A 23092-nucleotide genomic window follows, 5' to 3' on the forward strand; every position below is an offset into this window, starting at 1 on the left:
AATAAATAGTTGAAACTGCATTTAAACGTGTGAAGTCTAATTAACTAATGCGTACGGCGGATCAGCCAACAATGCATCCAGTGCTCGAGATGCAACATTTGCCTGGAAAGTCTCGATTGTTGGCCACTCATAGGCATCACCGAAGACCTTGCGAACTCGAACCAGCAACCTGGACTCAATGTATTCAGCCAGGTTGAAGCGACCACTGTTATGTTCTACGACAATAATTTCGGCACATTGGCTCAGCATCTCTTTAACCAGCTCAAGATCCGGCCGAACGGACAGGAACCGAATATGCGTGCATCTTTTTGTCGTGGCGACCTGAAAGGCTTCGTACGCCATCGACTCCGATGACACTATCAATGAACCGGCGGCAAACTCGGGCTGAAAAATATAGATATCTTCAGACAGCTTCCGGTACTTCTCTCTCAGGGCACACACTCTTTCCATGGGCTGGTCGTACATTAAGTACAGGCCGTTTCCACCCAGCGCTTTCTGGCGATGAATACAGGCCAACAGATCGAGAGGGTCTGTCAGTTCGTATACGGTTTCTTCCGTCAGCAAGCTGAATACGGTTGAGGCGTATGTAGCTCCGCCCCACACACCGTTCTTCCGAGCGCCAATGACATGCAAATTACGACAGGCAATCAAAGCAGAGTGCAGTACATCTATCGCGTTGAGGTAATACTTGTCATCGGTCAGGACAAACTTCAGTTCATCATCCGGGCACCCCATCGCGCAGGTCAGCAACGCTGACTCGGCCAGGCCGGTGTTGCAATAACCGGACAATGACTTAAGGCCAAACCGAGCGGCCAGATCCGCAGTGAATACATGGGCAGGTGCCCCTGACCGAACTTCTTCGATAATGTCGGCCGTTCGACTGCAACTGGAAGCTTTCCTCAGATCATTCTTCTGCTGATCGTCCGTTGACGTCATCAAACTCTGATGGCTGGCACGTTTGAAGGAGTGAACGCCTTTTTCGGTATGACAGATGATCGCGGCCGAGCGATGGTCCTTCTCTGCCTGGCGGACGTGTTCACTGATCGCCTGGGTGTCGTGTCCATCCACTTCATAAACATCAGAAAAGTAGGCGGCCAAATACTCCGGCTTCAACTTCCCGGGAAGTGGGTCAATCCCTCTGCCATTGTTGTCCACTATCAACGTCAGGTTCTTGACCTCAAGTTCGCCAATCAGGCGAATCGCCTCGAAAGACACCCCTTCGTTCAACTCACCGTCACCCGCCACACAGATAACACGTGCATCACGATTGGTATTCGCTCGCCCCAACGCAATGCCCACTCCCTCGCCCAGGCTATGCCGCATGCTGTAGGCAAAACCGTAGTGTTTATTGACAACAGCCGGAATCTTGTCGTGAACCGCAGCCAAAAAAGCCAAAGGCATACCGTTGAGCACATGACGATAAGCATAAAACAATGGCGCAATATGCCCCCTGCCAATCACCAGATCCTGATTGGCCACCCCTGCCGCATTGCAGAACTCCAATGCAAACAGTGCTTCGGCAATGTTCAGTGACGACAGGCAAGATGCCAGGGTTCCGTAACCGGCAATTTCATGAATCCGCTCCAGGCAGACCCTTACGTCTGAATAGAAGGGCGTAAATTGTCTGGCGATGGCTACCGACAGTTCGTTGATCGTCTGGCACTTCGACGACTCGGCAATACCGACTTCAATTTCCTCATTGGCACGCACATACTCATCGGCCGTCAGGTACGCCTTCCGTTTATGCACGCTTTGACGAATGCCATATAACGGCGTCAACAGGCTGGCAACTGGCTCGAGGTCATAACTGACTAATTGATTCATTCAACACCTCGAACACGTCACTTAGCGTTTCTTCTGACATGATGTAGGCGGGCGCCAGGCAAGCCCAATCTTCCTCACCTCGGATAATCAACTTCCTTTCAAAGCACAGCCCACCCAATTTCTTGCCTGCCTGCTCCCCAAGGCTTGAGTCCAGGGTTATGCCAATCAGCAAGCCGTGGGATTCAATTCGGGCGATCCGCTCATTCCCGGCGATTTCCTGACACAACGCCTGAGTCTTTGTAATGAGTTTTTGTAGCTGCCCTGCGGCCTCTATCTGTTCCAGCACGCGCATCGACGCATTGATGGCCGCGATCGAAACCGGGTTGCTTGCATAGGTATGCGAATAGGAAAACGGGATCCACGGCTCTGGCTTGTCAAACACCGAGGCGATTTTATGGGATGTCGCCATAGCGGATGCCGGGTAATAACCACCGCTGATGCCTTTCCCGAGCGCGACGATATCGGCAGAAACCCCAAACTGATGGGTATTCAAGAACTCTCCGGTTCGAGAGGCGCCGGTCACGATTTCATCGGTAATCATCACAATATCGTAACGGTCACAGAGTTCACGAATACCGATCAGGTACTCGCGGGGAGTTTGCCGCATCCCTTTCAAATGGTTGACCGGCTCGAAAATAATGCAAGCGATCTGCTCCGCACCATAATGAAGAATAATATTCTCCACATCCGCCACGCTGTGCATTTCCAACGCCTGACCTTCGTGAACGACAGGGAATGGCGGGTTGATCCGAATAGTGTCGTAACCGCTGCAACGCAGGTCCTTGAAATCGTTCCTGCCGGTAATACTATGGGCCCCCAAGGTGGCGCCGTGATAGGAGTGCTTGCGGCAGATCACTTTCTTTTTGAACGTATTGCCTTTGCGCTGGTGATATTCCAAGGCCATGGCAATCGACGACTCGATGGCTTCCGAGCCGCTGTTGACATACAGCAAGCCGCCATCTTCCATCTTGGCGCGTTTGAGCAGCAGTTCTGAAGTTTCAAACAGCTCGGACGAATAGAAATGATCCTTGGGGTGGAAAGGCAGATCCGTCAACGTTTTGGAAATATGCTGCTTGATGGGGTCGCAGGAATACCCGAACGGTACGTTAAACATGCCCGAAATCGCATCCGTGTAGATGCCACCCTCTGCATGAACACTGACATCTTTAACAGAGCCAACAATTTGGTCTTTCACGCGTGACTGATAGACAAACATCCCTTTATGCCCTCTATTGATTAGATCGGATAAACCTGAGAACCAGCGCCCAGCACTTTGCTGTGTGGCGGAACCGACTTTGCCACGACAGCACCTGCACCGATAATTGACCCCTTACCCACTGTGACGCCCGGCAAGATTGTTGCGCCGCCGCCAATCCATACATCATCTTCAATGACTACAGGTGCACCCGATTCTATATAACGACGTCGCTGCTCAAGATCCTTGGCATGGTTAGAGGTATAAATACCGACATGAGGCCCGATAAACACACGGTTCCCGATGTTTATTTCAAACGCATCGAGAAACACCCCATTGGCGTTAATAAAAACACCGTCACCAATGTTTATGTTCGAACCAAACTCACAAAATAAATTGCCCCACTGTTCAAACCCCTCACCCACTGATCCGAACAGGAGTTTATAAAGCGCCTCCCGACCTTCAGGGTTATTGCTGATGGAGGAACACAAAGCACGGGCGGTACGCCTACGGGCAACTAAAGCAGGTTCCGCTGCATCGAATGTCATGAACTCACGCATACGCCACCCTGCACACACGGGCGTAACATAGAGCACTCATGCCGTGCTGATCGGCAAGTAAACGGGGGAAAACAAGACGATCATTAGTTTCGCGCCTGCCACTACCACCACCACCAACTAACACCCACACTTCCCCAATAGCCTGATTCCCTTCAGCCATCATCATCTCCATCTACTATTTATTTTTTAAATATACTTCGGCACTTCCTGAAGTTTTTCCACCTTCTACACTCGACACCAGCTCTTTGCAAATTTGTTATTACGTCAGTCGTATTGTTATGTCACTGTTTTCGGGGCCTGTTACTTTCGTTCTGGATTGAGTGTGACGGCGCCGATGGGCTGCCAATTACGCGTCGCACCTGACCAGCGATGCGGAGGTTGATAAAAGACTTGCTGCTACAGCGCATGACGCTTGGCCAGCACCTCTTGATCCTCGCCGCGATGACGCTGCGCAAGTGGATACGAAGCGGACTTCCGCCAAGTAGGTCGCACTTGCCAGGTCACCCTTAGCCTTCTGCGCCAGATCGATGGCAAGACTGTGCGCTCGCCGATCGTGCTGACTAACAAAGGCCTGCCCGCCTGCGTCGGCCACAACCCTATTTTCCCCAAGCTCACCGAAGCACAACCGCAGTCAGCGGAGCGTGCAGCGCTGATCGCGCAGATCGTCGACGCGAGTGTCATCGCGAAAATGAAGCCCGACGCAGAGGATTCCCCTTCGGCTCAAAAAACACTGCTCGACAAATCCATAGCGCGACGCAAACAGCGCCTCGCCTTCAGCCTGCCCGATGCCTATTGGACTGAGTATCAGCAGAACCTGGAGCAGTTCGCCAATGAGATGAGGGGCACCAAGGCCCGTTCATTGCAGTTGTACAAGGATTACTACAGCAACCGTCTGGGTCTGCTCGGCACCCCTGCGATCAAGGAACTGCTGCCCGATAGCGAAGCGGCCGACCGTAGCAAGGCAATGTCGACCAATAATGAAATGCTCGAGTACTACTACCGAACCCAGCAAGCACTGCTGAAGGAAACACTGAGCGCACATCAGGCACGCATGGCCGATCTGGATCAGCGCTTTGAGGTGTGCAAGCGTTTCACGGCCTGCTGGCAACGTTGAATCGGGGTCCGGCTTGAAAATACCGACCGACGCACGTACGCCGCCTTAGCCCTGAGCAGGGGCAGCTCGGCATGAATGCCGAGCTAGCCGCCATCAGGCCAGGGACGGCCTGTGGCGGCGTGCCCCCGGAGCAATGCCGGAGTGAGGGAACACCGAGCCTAGGCGAGGGGCTGGATGCGGGGGCAGGAGGCCTTTGGTTACTTTGGATTGGCCGATATTGCGGATTTTCAAAAGTGACCCGCTGTAAGAGCGGAACTCTAAGCGGCCGTGACCGCAGCAACGGATATGTACACCACCCGTCCCCAAGCCCACGCGGAAAGAAGGTGCCTGCGCGTCATCGTTGGCGAGCTTCGCTGGCAAGCCAGCTCCTACAGGGCTCGCTGCGAAATCGCCAGTTGCCTCCCTTTCACCCAACAACCCGCCCCAACCGCACCGCCACACTCACCGCCTGCTCCGCACTGACCACATTGGTAAACCCCATCACCAACCCCTGCCTAACTCCATCCCCCAGATACCACTGCGACAACGGCTCCACCGCAATCCCCTCCCCCCGAGCCCGCCGGGCAATCTGCACATCGTCCCCCTCCCCCAGCCCAGCCACCACATGCATGCCCCCCGCCTGCGGATCTATCTGCAAACGCCCACCCACCTGCTGGTGCAACGCCTCCACCAGCCACTGCCGCCGACGCGCATACAGGCCCCGCATTTTGTTCAGGTGCCGGGCAAAGTGCCCCTCGTTGAGAAAGGCCGCGACGGTCGCCTGCAGCAGGTGCGGGCAGTGGTTGTGCAAACGATCCGCCTGGCGGGCGAACGCTGGGGTCTGTTCGGCGGGCACCACCAGGTAGGCCAGGCGCAGGCCTGGAAACAGGACTTTGCTGAAGGTGCCGGTGTAGAGCACGCGGCCTTGCTGGTCGAGGCTCTTGAGGGCCGGCAAGGGCTTGCCCTGGTAGCGGTATTCGCTGTCGTAGTCGTCCTCGATGATCCAGCTGCCCTGTCGGTTGGCCCAGTCCAGCAGGGCCAGGCGCCGCGGCAGGGACAGCGACACCCCCAGCGGGCTCTGGTGGGTCGGGGTGACCACGGCAAAGCCGGCCTCCGGGGCGCGGGCGATGCCTTGGGCGACGTCCAGGCCCTGATCGTCCACGGGCACCGGCACCAGTTGCGCACCGGCTTCCAGCAGCGCGCTCCTGGCCATGAAGTAGCCGGGCTCCTCCAGCCAGCAGGTTTCGCCAGGGCGCATCAACGTATGACTGATCAGGTCGAGGCAGGCGCGGTAGCCGGCGCAGACGAAAATCTGCTCCGGGTGGCAGCTGATGCCCCGGGAAATCCCCAGGTAGGAGGCAATGGCCGCACGCAACGGGGCGTAGCCGCGCGCGTCCGGGTAGACCAGGCCTTCGACGCCCGCCTGGCGCAGTTGCCGGCCCGCCAGGCGGGTCCAGAGCTTGCGCGGAAAGGCGTCCAGCGCTGGCAGGCCCATTTGCAGGGCCAGGGGCGAGGTGCCGGCATGGGTGGCCTGGTAGGTCGTGGGGGCCACTGGGGCGCGCTGCGTGGGCGCCGAAACCGGTGCCAGTTGCGGTGTGACAATGGTCCCGGCGGCCCCGCGAGCAGTCAGGTAGCCCTCGCCTATCAGCAGCTGGTAGGCCGCTTCCACGGTGCCCCGCGCCAGGTTGAGTTCCGCCGCCAAGGCGCGAACCGCCGGCACTCGGTCTCCGGGACGCAGGCGGCCATCGGCGATAGACTCGCGAAACCGCTGGTAAAGCTGGCGATAGATCGGCGCCGTCTGGCTGCGGTCCAATTCGAAAGGAAGGATCATGGCCTAGTCATTTATGCATTTTTTGGCCCTGTAGCTTAAGCCATTGACCTTCTAAAGTGGGTCATCTCTTTGCAGCGGATGACGGACATGCCCTACACCCTCCAACACCTCGAAAGCGAAGCGGCCCTGGCGGCCAGTTTCGACTTGATGCGTGTCTTGCGCCCCCACCTCACCAGCCCGGCGGCCTATGTCGCCCAATGGGCCCGGCAAACCGAGCAAGGCTATCGCTTGCTCGCCGCGTGGGACGCTGAGCGCATCGTCGGCCTGGCGGGCTACCGCGAGCTGGAAAACCTGCTCTACGGGCGCTTCATCTACGTCGATGACCTGGTCGTGAGCCCGGACCTTCAGCGCAGCGGCTTGGGTGCGCGGCTGTTGAGCGCCGTGCGGGAGGAGGCCGTGCAGCGTCAATGCGATCACTTTGTCCTGGATACCGGCCTGCATATGCCCCTGGCCCAGCGCTTCTATTTCCGCCAGGGGCTGCTGGCCCGGGGCATGCATTTCACTCAACGACTTCAAGGTGGGGAGCCGGCATGAACAACCTGCTGCTGATCAACGCCAGCCCCCGTGGGCAGGTTTCCCATGGCAACCAGTTGGCACTGGAACTGGTGAGTTCCCTGCGCCAACGCTATCCGCACCTGGAACTGGTCGAGCGCGATCTGGGGGCCAATCCGTTGCCCCCCCTGGGCATGGACTACGCCCACGCCCTGACCACCCCCACGCCCTTCGACGCGCCACTGTTCGAGGTGTCCGAGGAGCTGATCGGCGAGTTGGAGCGCAGCGATGCCCTGCTCATTGCCACGCCCATGCACAACTTCACCCTGCCGGCCGCGCTCAAGCTGTGGATCGACTACGTGCTGCGCATTCACCGCACCTTCAGCTCCGGCCCGGAGGGCAAGGTCGGCCTGCTCAAGGACCGCCCGGTGCATGTGCTGGTCAGTTCCGGCGGCTTTCACCAGGGCGAACGGGCACGCCAACCGGATTTTCTGACGCCTTACCTGCGCCAGGTGCTGAACACCCTCGGCCTGTTCGACCTGCAGTTCACTTATCTGCAAGGGTTGGTGTTCGGTGACGAGGCCGTGCGTGCAACCCTCGACGAGGCCCGCAGCGCACTGTCCTTGCAGCCCCTGTTCAACCCGCTCGTTTGTGCCTGATCACTTTTTTCCCTATCGGAGTTTCACCATGAGCCAACTCAGACTGCCCTTTGCCACCCTGTCGCCAGCCGCCTATCAAGGCCTGCTCGCCACCAACACCGCGCTGGTCGCAAGCCCCCTGGGCTTGCCCCTGGTGGAACTGGTGTTTTTGCGCGTGTCGCAGATCAACGGCTGCTCGTTCTGCCTGGGCAAGCACTCACAGACCCTGCGCGAGTGTGGGGTGGCGCAAGACAAGCTGGATTGCCTGGCCGGCTGGCGCGTCAGCGAACTGTTCAGCGAACGCGAGCGCGCCGCGCTGGCCTGGACCGAAACCCTCACCTACGTCCACGACAAGGGCGCGCCGGACGAGCTGTACGAACCGCTGAAAGCGCACTTTAGCGACGTTGAAATTTCCGACCTGACCTTGGCCGTGTCCTTGATGAATGCCTTCAACCGACTGGCGGTGGGCATGAAGCTCTGAGAGCGAGGCTATCGTTGGCGGTGTTGGCTGTTGATCTTCCTGCCCCTGCGCACAGGAGGGTCGAAGGCAGGCATTGAGCCGTGGCCAACCCGGCAGGATGCCGGGTTGGCCGCCACCCGCCCCCAGGTGCACGCGGTAAGAAGGTGGCTCCGCGTCTTCGTTGGCGAGCTTCGCTGGCAAGCCAGCTCCTACAGGGGAAGCGATATCAGGTCGGTTCGGGGTCGCCGTTTTGCCTCCCCCTGCTCTACGCGAGAAAAGCTCCGCTGGCGCCGGCATCGGCCAATGCAAACAGCAGCGCTTCCAGCGCTTCTTCGGGCGCCGAGCCGAGGTCAATCTTGACCCTGTACCCCTCCTCCGTGGCCTCCGGGTCCGACACAAAGTGCAGCACCCCTTGCAGCCCTTCTTCGGTTGGCGAATTCTCGTCTTCGCCATCGAACCACTCAAAGAACCACACCCGAATAACCTCAGAGGCCTGTTCCAGGCTCAAGCCCCGCACCTCCAGGGGCAACCAGTCCCAGCCAAAGGGCGAGATCACCACCGCCATCTGCTCGATCGCAAAGCGCACAGGCTCAAAGCCCAGCTCGGTTTCGGAGTCGACCTGCACCGGCTCGCCGGCCGAAGCGCCCTCGGCCGCAATCACATCCACCCGGCAAGGCGTGGCCATGGCCCCTTCAACCGCCAGCGAACCATCGCTGTTGCGGTAAGCGGGCTCGACATGCGCGGCCCCTTCTGCGGCGATACGCGCCAGGGTTTCGACATAGGGTTTACGAATGGCGGCAAGCAGTTCGCTGACGGTCATGGGTCTGATGACTTCCTTGGCAAGGGGTCGTCGAGGGTTCTGTCTTCGACGGGAGGGTGATGGGTGGCTGAAAGGCCGGCGCAATAGTGCAATGGGCGGCCGTGCAACGTCCATGAAAAGCCACGCTCCTCTGGCCGCTCCCCGCAATAAGCCTACGTCTCGAAAAATTTTGGCTTGCCCAATACATATGGATATTCGTATATTCGATTTTCCATATATAAGGAGTGAGCATGATCACGCCTCCCGAAGTCTTCAAAAGCCTGGCCGACGAAACCCGTGTGCGCGCCACCCTGCTGATCGCCGATCAGGGGGAGCTGTGTGTCTGCGAGCTGATGTGTGCACTCGACGACAGCCAGCCAAAAATCAGCCGCCACCTGGCGCAACTGCGCAGCAGTGGCTTGCTGCTCGATCGCCGCCAGGGCCAATGGGTGTATTACCGCCTCAACCCCGAGTCGCCGGGTTGGGTCCGGGAGATTCTGCATGTGACGGCCAAGGCCAACGCCGCTTGGCTCAAGGACAACGCCGCGCGCCTGCAGAACATGGATGGCCGCCCCGTTCGCGAAGCCGCTTGCTGCTGACCCCTATCGAGTGAACCTGCATGTTTGTCGCTGTGGCTGTTTTTCTCTTCACCCTGATTCTCGTCATCTGGCAGCCCAAGGGCCTCGGCGTCGGTTGGAGCGCCACGCTCGGCGCAATCATCGCGCTGGCGGTGGGCGCGGTATCGCTGCAGGACATTCCCACGGTGTGGGCCATTGTCTGGAACGCCACCGCGACTTTCATCGCGGTGATCATCATCAGTCTGCTTCTGGACGAGGCCGGGTTCTTCGAATGGGCCGCCCTGCATGTGGCGCGCTGGGCCAGGGGCAGCGGCCATCGGCTGTTCGCCTTCTGCGTGCTGCTGGGGGCGGCGGTGTCGGCGCTGTTTGCCAATGACGGCGCAGCGCTGATCCTCACGCCCATCGTCATGTCGATGCTGCTGGCGCTGCGTTTCAGCCCCGGGGCGACCCTGGCCTTCGTCATGGCCGCGGGCTTCATTGCCGACACCGCGAGCCTGCCGCTGGTGGTGTCCAACCTGGTGAATATCGTGTCCGCCGACTACTTCCGGCTGGGGTTCGCCGAGTACGCGGCGGTGATGCTGCCGGTGAGCCTGGCCAGTGTCGCCATGACCTTGCTGGTGCTGTTCCTCTATTTCCGCAAGGACCTGCCGCACCGCTACGCCCTGGATGCGCTGCCGCAACCTTGCACGGCGATCCGTGACCGGGCCACCTTCAGGGTCGGGGGCTGGACCCTGCTGATGCTGCTGGTCGGGCTGTTCGCCCTGGAGCCCCTGGGTATTCCCATCAGCGCCGTGGCGGCGGCCTGTGCCGCGCTGCTGTTTGCCGTCGCCGCCAAGGGCCACCGGATCTCCACGCGCCGGGTGCTGCGCGAGGCGCCGTGGCAGATCGTGATGTTCTCGCTGGGCATGTACCTGGTGGTGTACGGCCTGAAGAATGCCGGCCTGACGGACCTGCTGGCCCAGGTGCTGAACCGCCTGGCCGAACAGGGGCTGTGGAGCGCCACCCTGGGCACGGGCCTGTTGTCGGCGCTGCTGTCCTCGGTGATGAACAACATGCCCAGCGTGCTGATCGGCGCGCTGTCGATACAGGCCAGCGAGGCACAGGGGCTGGTGCGCGAGGCGATGATCTACGCCAACGTCATCGGCTGCGACCTGGGCCCGAAAATCACCCCCATCGGCAGCCTCGCCACGTTGCTCTGGCTGCACGTGCTGGAGCGCAAGGGCCTGCGCATCACCTGGGGGTATTACTTCAAGGTCGGCGTGCTGCTGACCCTCCCGGTTCTGCTGGTCACCCTTTCGGCCCTGGCCCTGCGCCTGAGCCTCTGACAGCCGCCCAAAGCGGCAGGAGCCCCCCATGCGAGTCCTGTTCATGTGCACGGCCAACAGTTGCCGCAGCATTCTTTCCGAAGCCCTGTTCAACCATCTGGCGCCCGAGGGGTTTGCGGCGGTCAGCGCCGGCAGCTTCCCCAAGGGCCAGGTGCTGCCACGTAGCCTGTCGACCTTGCAGCAGGCCGGCATCGCCACCGACGGCCTGTACAGCAAGGGCAATGACGCCTTCGCCGACAACCCGCCGGATATTGTGATCACCGTCTGCGACAAGGCGGCCGGTGAAAGCTGCCCCGTGTATTTCGGCCCGGCGCTCAAGGCCCATTGGGGGCTGGCGGACCCGTCCGATGTGCGCGGTGAAGAGGCAGCGATCGACGCCGCGTTCCGCGCCACCCTGGCGCAGATCGAACAGCGCTGCGCAGCCTTCTTCGCACTGCCCTTCAACCACCTCAGCCGCGATCAGCTCAAGACCGAGCTCGATCGCATCGGCACGCTTTAAGGAGGCCCCATGTCCGAGCACCTGCCTAACCTGGATTTGCGCCTGTTCGATGGCGCACCCACTTCGACGCCAGACGAGCACAAGCCGCGCATCCTGTTGCTCTACGGTTCCACCCGCGAGCGCTCCTTCAGCCGGCTGCTGGTCGAAGAAGCCGCGCGCCTGCTGGAGCATTTCGGTGCCCAGACGCGGATCTACAACCCCTCCGGCTTGCCCTTGCCCGACGATGCCCCGGTGGAACATCCCAAGGTCCAGGAACTGCGGGAGCTGGTGTTGTGGTCAGAAGGCCAGGTCTGGTGTTCGCCAGAACGCCACGGGGCGATGTCGGCGGTGTTCAAGGCACAGATCGACTGGGTTCCGCTGGAGCTCGGCGCGGTGCGTCCGACCCAGGGCAAAACCCTGGCAGTGATGCAGGTCTGCGGCGGCTCCCAGTCGTTCAACGTGGTCAACCAGTTGCGCGTGCTCGGGCGCTGGATGCGCATGTTCACCATCCCCAACCAATCCTCGGTGCCCAAGGCCTACATGGAGTTCGACGACGCCGGGCGGATGAAGCCTTCGCCGTTCTACGACCGGGTGGTGGATGTGATGGAAGAGCTGGTGAAGTTCACCGTGCTGCTGCGCGACCGGCAGGCGTTTCTGGTGGACCGTTATTCCGAGCGCAAGGAAAGCGCCGAGCAATTGATGGCCCGGGTCAACCAGCGTTCAATCTGAGGGGCGCAACAGCCCATTTGCAGCCTGCGCCGACAAAAGCCTGTGAACCCGGATTTCAAGAATGGGTTTGGGCAGGCGCACGCTGGCTTGCAAAACACTCGCTGGCGCCGCATTGATTCGCTGATTGCGCATCATCGTTGGCGAGCTTCGCTGGCAAGCCAGCGCCTACGGAGGAACCAGACCACCGCAGGGCAAAAAACCGCGCTCAAACCTTGAACCGTGCCACCAGCCGGTTCAACTCGATCGCCAGATTGGCCATCTCCCCGCAGGCGCTGGCCGTCTGGCTGGCCCCCGCCGAGCTCTGGATCGACAGCTCGCGAATGCTGGTCAGGTTCTGGTCCGCCTCACGCGCCACCTGGGCCTGTTCTTCCGAGGCGGTGGCAATCAGCAGGTTGCGTTCGTTGATCTGGGTAATCGCCTGGGCGATCTGCTTGAGGGACAGGTCGGCGTTCTGCGCCACGGAGATCGAGCTGCTGGCCATCTCGGCGCTGACGTTCATGGCGCTCACCGCGTGGGTCGAGTCGGCCTGGATCGCGCTGATCATCTGTTCGATTTCCTGGGTCGACTGCTGGGTGCGGTGGGCCAGGGCCCGCACTTCATCGGCCACCACCGCAAAGCCGCGGCCCTGCTCGCCGGCGCGGGCGGCTTCGATGGCAGCGTTGAGGGCCAGCAGGTTGGTCTGTTCGGCAATGGCGCGAATCACTTCCACCACTTTGCTGATGTCCTGGGCGCGGCTGGACAGCGCCTTGACCTGCTCGCCAGTGCTGGCCACGTTGCCGGCCAGGCCTTCGATGGCCTTGAGGGTCTGGGCCACGTTCTCGATGCCGGAGCGGGTGAACTCCATGGACTCGCGGGACGACTGGGCGGCGGCTTCGGCGTTGCGGGCCACCTCGTCCACCGCGGCGCTCATTTCGGTCACTGCGGTGGCCGCCTGGCTGACTTCGTCGTTCTGGCGCACCAGCCCGCGGCTGGCGTCTTCGGTCACTGCGGTCATTTCTTCCGAGGCCGAGGCCAGTTGGGTGGAGGAATCGGCGATGTGGGCGATGGTTTCCCGCAGGTTGGTCTGCATCTGCGCCAGGGCGGCCAGCAGGCGGCCGGCTTCATCGCGGCCACTGACGCCGATCTCCCGGGACAGGTCGCTGCCGGCAATACGTTCGGCCACGGCCAGGGCGTCGCTGATGGGCGCGGTGATGCTGCGGGTCAGCACCGCCGCCAACACCACGGTGAGCACCACCGTCACCCCCATCAACACCAGCACCAGCGTCAGGCCACTGCTGTAAACCGACTCGGCAGTGATCCCCGCCTGCCTGGCGCCCTCGTCGTTGAAGTCCGAGAGTTTGTCCATCTTCTCCTGCATGGCGTTGGTCATGGGGCTGATGCGGGTGTTGATCAGGGTGATGGCCGCGGCGTTGTCGCCACTGCGCAGCAGCGGCTCCAGCTCGTCCACCAGTTTGAAGTAGGCCTGCACATCGGTCGCTACAGCCTGGTACAGCTCACGCTCCGCCGGCCCGGTGATCAGGGGTTCGTACTGGTTGATGGTGTTCTGCAGGTTGGATCGATAACCGCTCAACGAGGCGATGCGGGTCTGGCGCTGCTGTTCGTCGGTGGTCACGGTGATGCGGATGCTTTCCAGACGCAGGCGCAAGACGCTGGTCTTCATCTTGCCGATCTCGCGGATGCTGGTCATCCAGTTGGTCTCGACATCCTGCTCCGCGTCTCGCAGCTTGCCCATTTGCAGCACGGCGACAATGCCCAGGGCGAACACCACCAGGACAATGAGCGAGAAAAAGGCGGCAGACCTTGGAGCAAGATTCATTGTCCTGACGTTCATTTTTTATCTCTCTAATAGAATGGTCGGTACTTCCCTGCTGTCATTCCACGCTATCGACTGAGTGTCAGAGAGCTGCAAACAAGCCGACGACTGGGTTAGCGGCCCACCCGGCACGGCAACGTCGATACTCACTCGGGTCAATCCAGGCCTGTCGGGACGCAGGCCCCACTCGGTCCTCCTGCGCCCATGTCCCCCTTGGCGGGTGAGCATCAGTTAAGTCGAATAACGCGGCCCGCGCCGTCTCGATTTTTCTGGGCAATGGCACCTGGAGCCCGGCATCTATCCACGGGGGGCCTAACAAGCCATAGCAGATGGTGGCGTTTTGTCACTACCGTCGATCAGACCGCTGTTGAAAAGAGCACGCCGCCGCTCGATCAGGTTGCGCCTGAACGGGGCAAGCCCCGGCAGCCCACCCTGGCCTCGCCCACGGGCCGGAACCGCGACCACCGATTGCCCACTGAAGAAACCCATCGCTACGGCCTATAATGCCGCCGCCCCCACGTTCTGAAGGATCAGCAATGTCCATCACCAATCCAAAAGTCATCGATATCTGGGCCATCCCCAAATCCGCGCCCGACAGCCTGCTGTTGATCATGGTCGACCCCCTCGAATGGGGTGACGAAGCGGCACACAGCGAACACCTGCTCCTGCTGCAAGAGAAGATCAACACCTACATCACCTTCATCGAAAGTGAAGAGATCTACAGCGAAATTCCCGATGCCTGCGGCAAGCACCTGATTATCCGGGTACTGGGTTTGCACGAACTGCCCGAGCAAGTCGATTGGTTTTTCAAACGCATTATCGAGATCCTCCATGAACGGAGCATCGGCTTCGATTTCGAGCTGAAAGTGAAGGAAGAGGCTCCCAGCCTGTAGCTCGCCCCCTGCGCGCTCGCCGATTGAGCCGCGCGCAGGGACACCTTGTGCAGGCAGGATCAGCGCCCGATCAAGCGCAATGAAATCCACATGCGGCTCATGGAAAACGCGTCGAGCACCCCGCCCGCGTGACGGGGGGAGCCAGCAAAACGCATGGGGGCTTGGCTGTCGTCAGGCTGCCGGCCAGGGCACCGAGAGCGAGCCGGGCGCGAATGAACTTCTATTTGAACTCGAAATACTCTCTCATCATTTCAATTGGCTTCATCGGTTCCACATTCAAGAAACCCAACACCTCAAGAAACCACGAGAGGTTATCTCCCAACACGGAAATATCGTCCTCATCATTCGACAGCAGACAAATGGCCAGTCGTGCCTTCAATACCTCCCGATCCTTGAACCCTCGTATTGCCCCTTGCTCATCGATTTTTGCCCACCAGAGTGCAGCCTGCGCCTTGCAGCGTTCAGCAGGAATTTCCCCGGCAACATAGGCTTTCGCCAGGCGCAGAGGATCCTGCTCGCAGTCGGAGAACTGGATATCCAGTTCCTCCAGAACCCTGATCAGGAATCCGAGCTGGTGTTTGAGCGCAGCAGAGCTTTGAGTGGCCCGAACAATTGAGCCGATATTGAATTTCTTGAAGTCATCCGGATTCATGCAGCAACCTTGAAACTGAGTAAAGGATCACGACGATGGGGGCCCGATCATCATCGGCAACGCGCACATCCTATGGCCAACTATCCATTACGCAACGGTTGTTGGAAAATCGCCGGGGCGGTTCTCGCCATCAGGGCCCGGCCCGGTCACTAGAACAGTTCCTGCATCGTGCGCTGCATGTCCGCAGCGCCGTCGACAGCTGCCCCCTCTCCCGCGCCCACCGGCGGCACGTTGTCACTCCTGAACACCTCCATCGCCGTGCCCGGCGCCTGCGCGCTGGCGGCGCTGCCATCTTCCAGGTTGATCCGGCGGGTCACGATGCCATCCGGCTCCGGCTGGGAGTAAGGCGCCGTTCCCTCAAGCGCCGCCGTCATGAAGTCCATCCAGATCGGCAGCGCGATGGTCACGCCCCATTCGCGCCGCCCCAGGCTCTGCGGCTGGTCGAAACCGGCCCAGACGCTGGTGACGTAGTGGCCGTTGTAACCGGTGAACCAGGAGTCCTTGGCCTCGTTGGTGGTGCCGGTCTTGCCCGCGATGTCCGGGCGCTGCATAGCGGCTGCGGCGCGGCCAGTGCCGCGCTTGACCACGTCCTGCAACAGGCTGGTGAGCAGGTAGGTGGTGCGGCTGTCGACTATCTGCTCGGCCACCGCCTCGGGGGTTGGCCGCTGTGCAGTGGGGGCCGAACGCGGGCTGGCCTGGAACACGATCTGGCCCTTGGGGTCTTCAATGCGCTCTATGAAGTACGGGCTGATCTTGTAGCCGCCGTTGGCAAAGGCGCTCCAGCCCGCGACCACCTCCATGGGCGTGACCGACGCGGTGCCCAGGGCCAGGGAAAGGTTGTGGGGCAGGTCCTGGGGGGCGAACCCGAAACGGGCGATGTAGTCGATGGTCTTGTCCACCCCCATGGCTTGCAGCAAGCGTATGGAGACCATGTTCCTTGAGCGGTTGAGGGCTTCGCGCAGGCGAATCGGCCCCAGGAAGGTCCGGTTCTCATTCTGCGGGCGCCACACCGGGCCGGAGTAGTCGCCACCCAGGACGATGGGGGCGTCGTTGACCAGGCTCGCCGGGGTGTAGCCGCTGTCCAGCGCCGCGCAGTAGATGAAGGGCTTGAAGCTCGAACCCGGCTGGCGCCTGGCCTGCAGCACACGGTTGAAGCTGCTTTGTTGAAAATCAAAACCGCCCACCAGCGCCTGGATCGCCCCGTCCTCCGGGGCGATCGACACCAGCGCGCCCTGGGCCCTGGGCACCTGGCTGAAGCTCAGCAGCGGATCGTGCTCGGGGTCGACACGGATCACATCCCCGACCTTGACCACCTCGGCCGGGCGCACCGGCTGGCGCCCCAAGGCGCTGTGGCCCAGATAGGGGCGCGCCCATTTCATGCTGCTCCAGGGCACGGAGTGCTCCTGGCCACGGTCATCCACCACGCTGATGCTTTGCTCGAAAACCTGGGTCACCGCCACCGCCCGCAAGCCGCCATACGCTGGAAAAGCCTTCAGTCGCTCGGGCCACTGGCTGCCGGCCCGGCCTGCGAAATGCCCTTCAGGGCCGCGGTAACCATGGCGCTTGTCATAGACCTTCAAGCCCTTGCGCAGCGCGGAAGTGGCCGACGCCTGCAATGAACCGGGAACCGTGGTCACTACCCGCAGGCCCAGGGTGTAGGCCTCATCGCCAAAACGCCGGAACATTTCCGCCCTGACCACTTCTGCGATGTAGGGAGCATCGATCTCGGGTTCCGGGGCGTGGTAGCTGGCGTCTACCCCTTGCGCCAGGGCTGCTTGATACCTGGCTGTATCGATGCTGCCCAACGCGTGCATGCGCCCCAGAATCCAGTCGCGGCGCTGCTTGGCCCTGGCGGGGTTGTTGATCGGGTTGTAGCGCGATGGCGCCTTGGGCAGCCCGGCAATCATCGCCACCTGAGCCAGGCTCAGCTGCGCCACCGGCTTGCCGTAATAGATTCTGGCGGCTGCCGCGATGCCATAGGCGCGCTTGCCCAGGTAGATCTTGTTGACATACAGGTTGAAGATTTCCTCCTTGCTCAGGCTGCGCTCGATCTGCAGGGCCAGGAGAATTTCGCTGAGCTTGCGTGAAAAGGTCTGCTCGCGGCTCAGGAAGAAGTTCTTCGCCACTTGCATGGTGATGGTGCTGCCGCCGGAGCGAACGTGGCCGCTCTTGAGCAACTCGAACGCCGCCCGCAGCAACCCGGCCGGGTCGACCCCGGGGTGCTGATAGAAGTTGCCGTCCTCGGCGGCCATGAAGGCTGCTCGAAAGTCGGGGGGGATGTCCGCGCTGGCGAGGGGTATGCGCCGCACTTCACCGAACTCGGCAATGAGTTTCCCATCCCGGGTGAAGACCTGCAGGGGCTCTTGCAGATGCACGTCCCTGAGGGCAGCGACATCGGGAAGCCGGGGTTGCAGATACAGGTAGGTGCCGCTTGCGGCCAGCAGCCCCACGCTGACCAGCGCGAGCACACTCCAACCCAGATATTCAATGACTCGCACCCGCTGTTTCCTCGCTTACCGTTTTGAATGTGAACCTGACGGGCCCTGGAGCCCTGGCTGATTTCCTGCGCGCCTAGCTGGCGTTTACCGTCAGGGTGTTTGCGCGCTTGTCGCTGGATACCGGTACGGCGAACTGCGGCTGCAGATGCCCACTGGCATCGAGCAGCCAGGCGTCCATGACTTTCCTCACCACAGGGCCGGCCACCCGGGCCCCGGCCTCGCCGTTCTCGATCATCACCGCCACCACGATGGCCGGCTGTTCGGCCGGGGCGAAGCCGACAAAGAGCGCGTTGTCCCGGTGGCGCTCATGGGTCTTGTTGCGGTTGTAGCGTTCGCCCTGCTTGATCGCCACCACCTGCGCCGTGCCGCTTTTCCCGGCAATGCGGTACTGCGCGCCCCGGGCTGCTGCGCGGCCTACGCCACGGGGGTTGTGCATGACCATCTGCATGCCCTGGATGACCTGATCCCAGGAATGGGCATCCTTGAGCACGATGTTCGGCATGGGCCTGGGGTCGACCGGCGCCTGGCCGCCGACCGCCAGCGCCAGGTGCGGCCGGTGCCAGATCCCCCGATTGGCGATCAGGCTGGTGGCCTGGGCCAGTTGCAGGGGCGTGACCTGCATATAGCCCTGGCCGATGCCCAGAATCAGGGTTTCCCCGGGGAACCAGGGTTGCCGGCGGGTGGCGCGCTTCCATTCAGGGGACGGCATCAATCCCGCTGCCTCTTCGAACATGTCGATCGAAACCTTTTGCCCCAGGCCGAATTCGCTGAGGTAGCTGTGCAGCCTTCTGACCCCCAGCCTGTGGGCCAGGTCATAGAAGTAGGTGTCATTGGAGCGCATGATCGCGTCGTACATGTCCACCCAGCCTTCGCCGCCCCGGTTCCAGTTGCGGTACTTGTGCTTGTAGTTGGGCAGCTCGAAATAACCCCGGTCAAACACCTGGCTGGTGGGGGTGATCACGCCGCTGTCCAGGCCCGCCACCACCACCATGGGCTTGATGGTCGAGCCCGGGGGATAGAGCCCGCGCAACACCCGGTTGAACAGCGGCATGTCATCGGAATCGCGCAAGGCGGCGTAGCCTGGCGCAGAGATGCCCTTGACGAAGGGGTTGGGGTCGAAGCTCGGCCGGCTGACCATTGCCAGCACCTGCCCCGTGGCCGGGTCCAGGGCCACCACCGCGCCCCGCCGGTCCCCCAGCGCTTCCTCGGCGGCACCCTGCAGCCCGGCGTCGAGGGTCAGGACGATGTCCTGCCCGGCAATCGGGTTGTGCCGGCGCAGCACCCGCATCACCCGGCCCTGGGCATTGGTCTCCACTTCTTCAAACCCCATCTGGCCATGCAGGGCGTCTTCGTAGAAACGCTCGATCCCGGTCTTGCCGATCAACTGGCTGCGCAGGTATCGGGCCGGATCGAGGCGCTTGTACTCCTGCTCGTTGATCCGCCCGACATACCCCACCGAATGGGCAAAATGCTCGCCATGGGGGTACTGCCTGAGAAACTGCGCCTGGACCTCGACACCGGGCAACAGGAACTGATTGACCGCTACCTGCGCGATCTGTTTTTCCGTCAGGTCCAGCATCAGCGTCACGGGCTCGAAGGCTCTTCTTGCGCGGCGCAGTTCCTTCTCGACCCGGCTGCGTTCGGCTTCGGGCAATTGCAGAATCCGCGCCAGATGGCCAAGGACGACACCGACATCCCCGGCGCGTTCACGGGTCAGGGTCAAGTTGAAACTGGCTACGTTATCGGCCAGAACCACGTTATTGCGGTCATAGATAAGCCCCCGTTCTGGCGGGATGAGCCTGATGTGCACGCGGTTCTTTTCCGCAACGGCAACCTGGTACTCATGTTGCGTCACTTGCAGAAAATAAAGCCTGACCACCAGCGCCGCGGTCAGCAGAACCACCAGCACGGCACTTGCCATTATTCGTTTGGTGACGATCGCATCTTCTGTTTGCTGGTGATTGAAGTTACTGATTTGCGGCATGGGCAACTCTTGCTGCATAGGCTTCAAATATCATCGGGAGCCACGTTATTGAGGCGCAGAGTCTGCGACATGATCTTGCTGAACAACGGGGCGGATACCAGCCCGCCAAAAAAGCCGTGGTGCCTGGGGTTGTCCACCACGACCACAATCACGAACCTGGGGTTTGCCGCCGGGGCGAAACCGGCAAACATGGCGCGATAGGAGCTGGCCAGATAGCCCTTGGCACCCTGGCTGGTTTTTTTCGCGGTGCCGCTTTTTCCACCCACGTGATAGCCAGGCACCTTGGCCCGATAGATGCCCCTGGGGCCTTCAACCACCTGCACCAGCATGTCTTTCACGGTGTTGGCCACGCTGGCCGGCATCACCTGGACGCCCTTGGGCACGGCAGAAACCCGCAGCAGTGAAGTGGGCACCCGGACACCGCCGTTGACCAGGGTGGCGTAAGCCCTGGCCAGCTGTACCGCGGTAACGGACACCCCATAGCCGTAAGCCAGCGTCGCGGTTTCGGTGGGCCGCCACTCCCGGCGCAGGGGCAGCACCCCGGTCTGTTCACCGGGGAACCCTACGCCCGTCTCCTGGCCCAGCCCCACCCGGTGCAGCAGGTCATGAATCCGCGGTGCGCCGATATCGAAGGCCACCTGGCTGATGGCAACGTTGCTCGAACGCACCAGGATGCCGGTCAGGTCCAGGGTTTCGCCCGCGGTCCTGGAAGCATCGCGAATGGTGTATCGGCCGATCTGCAAGGTGCCGGTTGCCACGTGCACCCTGTCCCCCGGCTTCCAGCGCCCGCTTTCCAGCGCGGCGGCCACCGAGAACGGCTTCAGGGTTGAAGCCGGCTCGAATACATCGACCACTGCGCGATTGCGCATCATCGACGGCGTCACCCGAGAGCGATTGTTCGGGTTGTAGCTGGGCTGATTGGCCAAGGCCAGGATCTCGCCGGTGCGCACATCCATGATCACCACGCTGCCGGCATCCGCACCATTGCTGGCAATGCCCTCGCGCAGCTCTCGATCGGCCACGTATTGCAGGCGCAGATCCACAGACAGCGCGAGTGCCTGCCCGGGCCTGGCCAGGCGCGAAACCCCCAGGTCCTCGATCAAGTGTCCACGGCGATCCTTGAGCACCAACTGCTTGCCATCGCGCCCGCGCAGCACACTCTCATAAGCCAGTTCGAGCCCTTCGCTACCGCGGTTGTCGATATCGGTAAAGCCGATGACGTGCGCGATGGAGGCGCCCGCCGGATAAAACCTGCGGGACTCTTGCAGCGTATGAACCCCCGTGACCTTGAGTGCCTGCACCGCCTGCATCATCTGTTCCGCCACCTGGGGAGCAACGCGCCGATGCAGGTAGGCAAACTCTTTCTGCCGGTTGCGCAGGATGATCGAGCTCAACCGGCTCTGTGGCACGTCAAGCGCCTGGGCCAGCGCAGCCCAGTGGCCCTGCTCGCCCATCAGCTCCCGGGGGTTGAGCCAGACCGTGGTCACCGGCGTGCTGACGGATAGAGGCTGCCCATGGCGATCGGTGATCAAGCCTCGGTAGGCCGGGATAGCCACAGAGCGCAGGCTTCGAGCATCGCCCTGCTTGATCAGAAACGCCTTGTCGGCGATCTGCAGTTGAATGATCCGACCGCACACAATTGCGGCCATCACCCCCACCAGAACAACAGCCAGCCTGAATCGCCACGGATAACCAGACGCTGGGCTATGGGTTAAAGCCATAAGAATAAAACCACTTTCCAGCCAATGTCCTTTGATAGCGAAACAATTACGTTTCCCTGTACCGGACCTTCAAGCCACACACTTATTCCGATAACCACAAGGGCGGCCTTATATCCAGCCTTTGCAGGATCTGCGAGTTGATACTGCCGGTTAACGGAAGTTCACAGTCCATCTGGAACAGAAAGATGGCTTCTTCGGTTTTCTCCCCCACCACGCCATCTATTGTTCCCTGATAATAATTTCGCGCTGCCAGGGCCTGCTGCAATCTACCCACAACTTCTTCTCCCAAAGGTGAGCCGATGGCGGTTTCAAACAGGCAAGCAGAAGCCGCAAAGGCCCAGGCAAAGAGCACCATGGCCGCAAGATACTTACAGTGGCGCGCCATACTTCAACCTCTGGTTAAAACCTCTTACCCAACAGCCAAGGCTTATGCCCGCCTATAAAAAAACCGAACTAACGGGCACTAACCCAGTATTGGAAACATCAACACCGGCTCTGTAATTCAAGCCGTTGATTGTTTTGGCGGGTCATTTTATGGCTGGTACAATATAGATCAACGCTCTATTCAAGCTATCTGATATGAAAACCATTGATATCGAGAACGCCGACCTGAACCTGCTCCGGGTTTTTGCCGCCCTGGTCGAAGAAGGCGGTGCCAGCCGCGCGGCTATCCGGCTGGGCGTCACCCAGCCGGCGGTCAGCGCTTCCCTTGCACGTTTGCGAGAGATCTATAGCGACCCGTTGTTTGAGCGCACAGGGCGCGGCCTGCGCCCGACCATGCGCGCAAGCGAGTTGTACCCCCTGGTCGAAGAAGCCATCAACCGCTGCAGGCTGGCCCTGGCCATGGCCTCCGACGGCCAGCAAGTGCAGGGCCGCACCCTCACCATCGGGCTCTCCGATGACAGTGAAATCGCCCTGGGGCAGAAGATTCTCTCGGTGGTGGAAGAGCGCCTGCCCGGGCTGCGCATCCTCTTCCGGCAAACCCACAGCGGCGTCGTACAAGACATGCTGATGGGCCACAAGATCGATCTCGCCATCTCCGCCGGAGGCTTGTCCTCGCACTTGATCACCCGCATCAGGCTGGGCCGCGGCAACTACCTGGGCATCGCCGATGCCCACAACACCGTCCCGGTGACCGCGGAGGATTACGCTCAGCGCCCGCACCTGCTGGTGTCGTCCGCAGGTTATGTCGGCATTGTCGATGAAGGCCTGAACAACGTCGGCCTGACCCGCACGATCAAGGCCTCGACCTCGCACTTCGCCGCCGTTCCCTTTCTGCTGGTGGGCTCCAAACTGATCACCACCGTGCCCACCCACGCCGCACGCGCAATGGAACGGATCAGTTCGCTGCAAACCTTCCCCTGCCCCGTGCCCATGCCTTCCTACGAACTTGAGATCGGCATGCGCGTGGGCAGCAAACACGACAACGCGTTGCAGATCGTCAAGTCACTGCTGCTGGATTCGATCAAGGAGCATTTCTTTCTGCAATGAAGGGCGAAGGCTTACGAACGTCTCAGAACGGACACTTG

At 61.0% G+C, this 23092-nt stretch carries 21 protein-coding genes; 10 read left to right on the forward strand and 11 right to left on the reverse strand.

Annotated elements, in window-relative coordinates:
- Window positions 1-36: 36 nt before the first annotated feature.
- The 3 genes from BM382_RS28165 to BM382_RS28175 are packed head-to-tail and all read right to left on the reverse strand — an operon-like array spanning window position 37 to window position 3579.
- A complete protein-coding gene (locus BM382_RS28165) occupies window positions 37-1824 on the reverse strand; it encodes a 1-deoxy-D-xylulose-5-phosphate synthase N-terminal domain-containing protein (RefSeq protein WP_239690427.1) in 1788 nt (595 codons plus the stop codon).
- Window positions 1802-3040 (reverse strand): aminotransferase class III-fold pyridoxal phosphate-dependent enzyme, encoded by a 1239-nt coding sequence (locus tag BM382_RS28170; RefSeq protein WP_019094712.1) that lies wholly within the window; start codon window positions 3038-3040, stop codon window positions 1802-1804. The genes BM382_RS28165 and BM382_RS28170 overlap by 23 nt, the downstream gene beginning before the upstream one ends.
- A gap of 20 nt (window positions 3041-3060) precedes the next feature.
- Window positions 3061-3579, reverse strand: coding sequence for a sugar O-acetyltransferase (locus tag BM382_RS28175; protein ID WP_072444756.1), 519 nt, complete (start codon window positions 3577-3579; stop codon window positions 3061-3063).
- A gap of 538 nt (window positions 3580-4117) precedes the next feature.
- On the opposite strand from BM382_RS28175, the gene BM382_RS28185 reads away from it, so the two are divergent.
- Window positions 4118-4693, forward strand: a complete 576-nt coding sequence (locus BM382_RS28185; protein WP_072444758.1) for a hypothetical protein — start codon at window positions 4118-4120, stop codon at window positions 4691-4693.
- A 406-nt stretch (window positions 4694-5099) separates the two neighbouring features.
- Here BM382_RS28185 and BM382_RS28190 read toward each other — a convergent pair whose 3' ends face one another.
- Complete coding sequence (locus BM382_RS28190) at window positions 5100-6503, reverse strand: MocR-like pyridoxine biosynthesis transcription factor PdxR (RefSeq protein WP_072444760.1); 1404 nt, start codon at window positions 6501-6503, stop codon at window positions 5100-5102.
- A gap of 87 nt (window positions 6504-6590) precedes the next feature.
- Between BM382_RS28190 and BM382_RS28195 the strand changes: the two genes are divergently transcribed.
- From BM382_RS28195 to BM382_RS28205, 3 genes are read left to right on the forward strand one after another with little or no spacing between them, the layout of a single operon-like run.
- Window positions 6591-7037, forward strand: coding sequence for a GNAT family N-acetyltransferase (locus BM382_RS28195; RefSeq protein WP_072444762.1), 447 nt, complete (start codon window positions 6591-6593; stop codon window positions 7035-7037).
- Window positions 7034-7654: an FMN-dependent NADH-azoreductase gene (locus BM382_RS28200; RefSeq protein ID WP_072444764.1), complete on the forward strand. Its 621-nt coding sequence runs from the start codon at window positions 7034-7036 to the stop codon at window positions 7652-7654. The genes BM382_RS28195 and BM382_RS28200 overlap by 4 nt, the downstream gene beginning before the upstream one ends.
- A 28-nt stretch (window positions 7655-7682) precedes the next feature.
- Window positions 7683-8114: a carboxymuconolactone decarboxylase family protein gene (locus BM382_RS28205; protein ID WP_011060488.1), complete on the forward strand. Its 432-nt coding sequence runs from the start codon at window positions 7683-7685 to the stop codon at window positions 8112-8114.
- Between the two features lie 244 nt (window positions 8115-8358).
- Here the strand turns inward: BM382_RS28205 and BM382_RS28210 are convergent, their stop codons facing one another.
- Window positions 8359-8913: a hypothetical protein gene (locus tag BM382_RS28210; RefSeq protein WP_072444766.1), complete on the reverse strand. Its 555-nt coding sequence runs from the start codon at window positions 8911-8913 to the stop codon at window positions 8359-8361.
- Between the two features lie 230 nt (window positions 8914-9143).
- On the opposite strand from BM382_RS28210, the gene BM382_RS28215 reads away from it, so the two are divergent.
- Genes BM382_RS28215 through arsH form a run of 4 tightly spaced genes read left to right on the forward strand, consistent with a single transcriptional unit; the run spans window position 9144 to window position 12002 of the window.
- Window positions 9144-9491: a metalloregulator ArsR/SmtB family transcription factor gene (locus tag BM382_RS28215; protein ID WP_072444768.1), complete on the forward strand. Its 348-nt coding sequence runs from the start codon at window positions 9144-9146 to the stop codon at window positions 9489-9491.
- Window positions 9492-9511: 20 nt separating this feature from the next.
- A complete protein-coding gene (locus tag BM382_RS28220) occupies window positions 9512-10795 on the forward strand; it encodes an arsenic transporter (protein ID WP_072444770.1) in 1284 nt (427 codons plus the stop codon).
- A 28-nt stretch (window positions 10796-10823) separates the two neighbouring features.
- Window positions 10824-11294, forward strand: coding sequence for an arsenate reductase ArsC (locus BM382_RS28225; protein WP_011060484.1), 471 nt, complete (start codon window positions 10824-10826; stop codon window positions 11292-11294).
- A 9-nt stretch (window positions 11295-11303) separates the two neighbouring features.
- On the forward strand, window positions 11304-12002 hold the full coding sequence (arsH, locus tag BM382_RS28230) for an arsenical resistance protein ArsH (protein WP_011060483.1): 699 nt from the start codon (window positions 11304-11306) through the stop codon (window positions 12000-12002).
- A gap of 205 nt (window positions 12003-12207) precedes the next feature.
- Here arsH and BM382_RS28235 read toward each other — a convergent pair whose 3' ends face one another.
- Window positions 12208-13833 (reverse strand): methyl-accepting chemotaxis protein, encoded by a 1626-nt coding sequence (locus BM382_RS28235; RefSeq protein ID WP_011060482.1) that lies wholly within the window; start codon window positions 13831-13833, stop codon window positions 12208-12210.
- A 518-nt stretch (window positions 13834-14351) separates the two neighbouring features.
- On the opposite strand from BM382_RS28235, the gene BM382_RS28240 reads away from it, so the two are divergent.
- Window positions 14352-14708: a DUF6572 domain-containing protein gene (locus tag BM382_RS28240; RefSeq protein ID WP_072444772.1), complete on the forward strand. Its 357-nt coding sequence runs from the start codon at window positions 14352-14354 to the stop codon at window positions 14706-14708.
- A gap of 220 nt (window positions 14709-14928) precedes the next feature.
- Here BM382_RS28240 and BM382_RS28245 read toward each other — a convergent pair whose 3' ends face one another.
- From BM382_RS28245 to BM382_RS28265, 5 genes are all read right to left on the reverse strand, one after another.
- A complete protein-coding gene (locus BM382_RS28245) occupies window positions 14929-15360 on the reverse strand; it encodes a hypothetical protein (RefSeq protein WP_072444774.1) in 432 nt (143 codons plus the stop codon).
- Window positions 15361-15509: 149 nt separating this feature from the next.
- Window positions 15510-17858, reverse strand: a complete 2349-nt coding sequence (locus BM382_RS28250) for a penicillin-binding protein 1A (RefSeq protein ID WP_072444775.1) — start codon at window positions 17856-17858, stop codon at window positions 15510-15512.
- Window positions 17859-17931: 73 nt separating this feature from the next.
- Window positions 17932-19842 (reverse strand): penicillin-binding protein 2, encoded by a 1911-nt coding sequence (gene mrdA, locus BM382_RS28255; RefSeq protein WP_072444777.1) that lies wholly within the window; start codon window positions 19840-19842, stop codon window positions 17932-17934.
- 23 nt (window positions 19843-19865) lie between these two features.
- Window positions 19866-21491, reverse strand: coding sequence for a peptidoglycan D,D-transpeptidase FtsI family protein (locus BM382_RS28260; protein ID WP_275656342.1), 1626 nt, complete (start codon window positions 21489-21491; stop codon window positions 19866-19868).
- 154 nt (window positions 21492-21645) lie between these two features.
- A complete protein-coding gene (locus BM382_RS28265) occupies window positions 21646-21948 on the reverse strand; it encodes a peptidoglycan-binding domain-containing protein (protein ID WP_041117152.1) in 303 nt (100 codons plus the stop codon).
- Between the two features lie 194 nt (window positions 21949-22142).
- Here BM382_RS28265 and BM382_RS28270 point away from each other — a divergent pair, with 194 nt between their 5' ends.
- Window positions 22143-23054 (forward strand): LysR family transcriptional regulator, encoded by a 912-nt coding sequence (locus tag BM382_RS28270; protein ID WP_072444779.1) that lies wholly within the window; start codon window positions 22143-22145, stop codon window positions 23052-23054.
- Window positions 23055-23092 lie beyond the last annotated feature (38 nt).

Source organism: Pseudomonas sp. NFPP25 (genome assembly GCF_900116505.1).
Lineage (GTDB): Bacteria > Pseudomonadota > Gammaproteobacteria > Pseudomonadales > Pseudomonadaceae > Aquipseudomonas > Aquipseudomonas protegens.

What these genes read in the sequence shown, in the direction of transcription:
- BM382_RS28165 (WP_239690427.1), bottom strand. Translation starts at nt 1,824, where the DNA reads ATGAATCAATTAGTCAGTTATGACCTCGAGCCAGTTGCCAGCCTGTTG.
- BM382_RS28170 (WP_019094712.1), bottom strand. Translation starts at nt 3,040, where the DNA reads ATGTTTGTCTATCAGTCACGCGTGAAAGACCAAATTGTTGGCTCTGTT.
- BM382_RS28175 (WP_072444756.1), bottom strand. Translation starts at nt 3,579, where the DNA reads ATGCGTGAGTTCATGACATTCGATGCAGCGGAACCTGCTTTAGTTGCC.
- BM382_RS28190 (WP_072444760.1), bottom strand. Translation starts at nt 6,503, where the DNA reads ATGATCCTTCCTTTCGAATTGGACCGCAGCCAGACGGCGCCGATCTAT.
- BM382_RS28195 (WP_072444762.1), top strand. Translation starts at nt 6,591, where the DNA reads ATGCCCTACACCCTCCAACACCTCGAAAGCGAAGCGGCCCTGGCGGCC.
- BM382_RS28200 (WP_072444764.1), top strand. Translation starts at nt 7,034, where the DNA reads ATGAACAACCTGCTGCTGATCAACGCCAGCCCCCGTGGGCAGGTTTCC.
- BM382_RS28205 (WP_011060488.1), top strand. Translation starts at nt 7,683, where the DNA reads ATGAGCCAACTCAGACTGCCCTTTGCCACCCTGTCGCCAGCCGCCTAT.
- BM382_RS28210 (WP_072444766.1), bottom strand. Translation starts at nt 8,913, where the DNA reads ATGACCGTCAGCGAACTGCTTGCCGCCATTCGTAAACCCTATGTCGAA.
- BM382_RS28215 (WP_072444768.1), top strand. Translation starts at nt 9,144, where the DNA reads ATGATCACGCCTCCCGAAGTCTTCAAAAGCCTGGCCGACGAAACCCGT.
- BM382_RS28220 (WP_072444770.1), top strand. Translation starts at nt 9,512, where the DNA reads ATGTTTGTCGCTGTGGCTGTTTTTCTCTTCACCCTGATTCTCGTCATC.
- BM382_RS28225 (WP_011060484.1), top strand. Translation starts at nt 10,824, where the DNA reads ATGCGAGTCCTGTTCATGTGCACGGCCAACAGTTGCCGCAGCATTCTT.
- arsH (WP_011060483.1), top strand. Translation starts at nt 11,304, where the DNA reads ATGTCCGAGCACCTGCCTAACCTGGATTTGCGCCTGTTCGATGGCGCA.
- BM382_RS28235 (WP_011060482.1), bottom strand. Translation starts at nt 13,833, where the DNA reads ATGAACGTCAGGACAATGAATCTTGCTCCAAGGTCTGCCGCCTTTTTC.
- BM382_RS28240 (WP_072444772.1), top strand. Translation starts at nt 14,352, where the DNA reads ATGTCCATCACCAATCCAAAAGTCATCGATATCTGGGCCATCCCCAAA.
- BM382_RS28245 (WP_072444774.1), bottom strand. Translation starts at nt 15,360, where the DNA reads ATGAATCCGGATGACTTCAAGAAATTCAATATCGGCTCAATTGTTCGG.
- mrdA (WP_072444777.1), bottom strand. Translation starts at nt 19,842, where the DNA reads ATGCCGCAAATCAGTAACTTCAATCACCAGCAAACAGAAGATGCGATC.
- BM382_RS28260 (WP_275656342.1), bottom strand. Translation starts at nt 21,491, where the DNA reads ATGGCCGCAATTGTGTGCGGTCGGATCATTCAACTGCAGATCGCCGAC.
- BM382_RS28265 (WP_041117152.1), bottom strand. Translation starts at nt 21,948, where the DNA reads ATGGCGCGCCACTGTAAGTATCTTGCGGCCATGGTGCTCTTTGCCTGG.
- BM382_RS28270 (WP_072444779.1), top strand. Translation starts at nt 22,143, where the DNA reads ATGAAAACCATTGATATCGAGAACGCCGACCTGAACCTGCTCCGGGTT.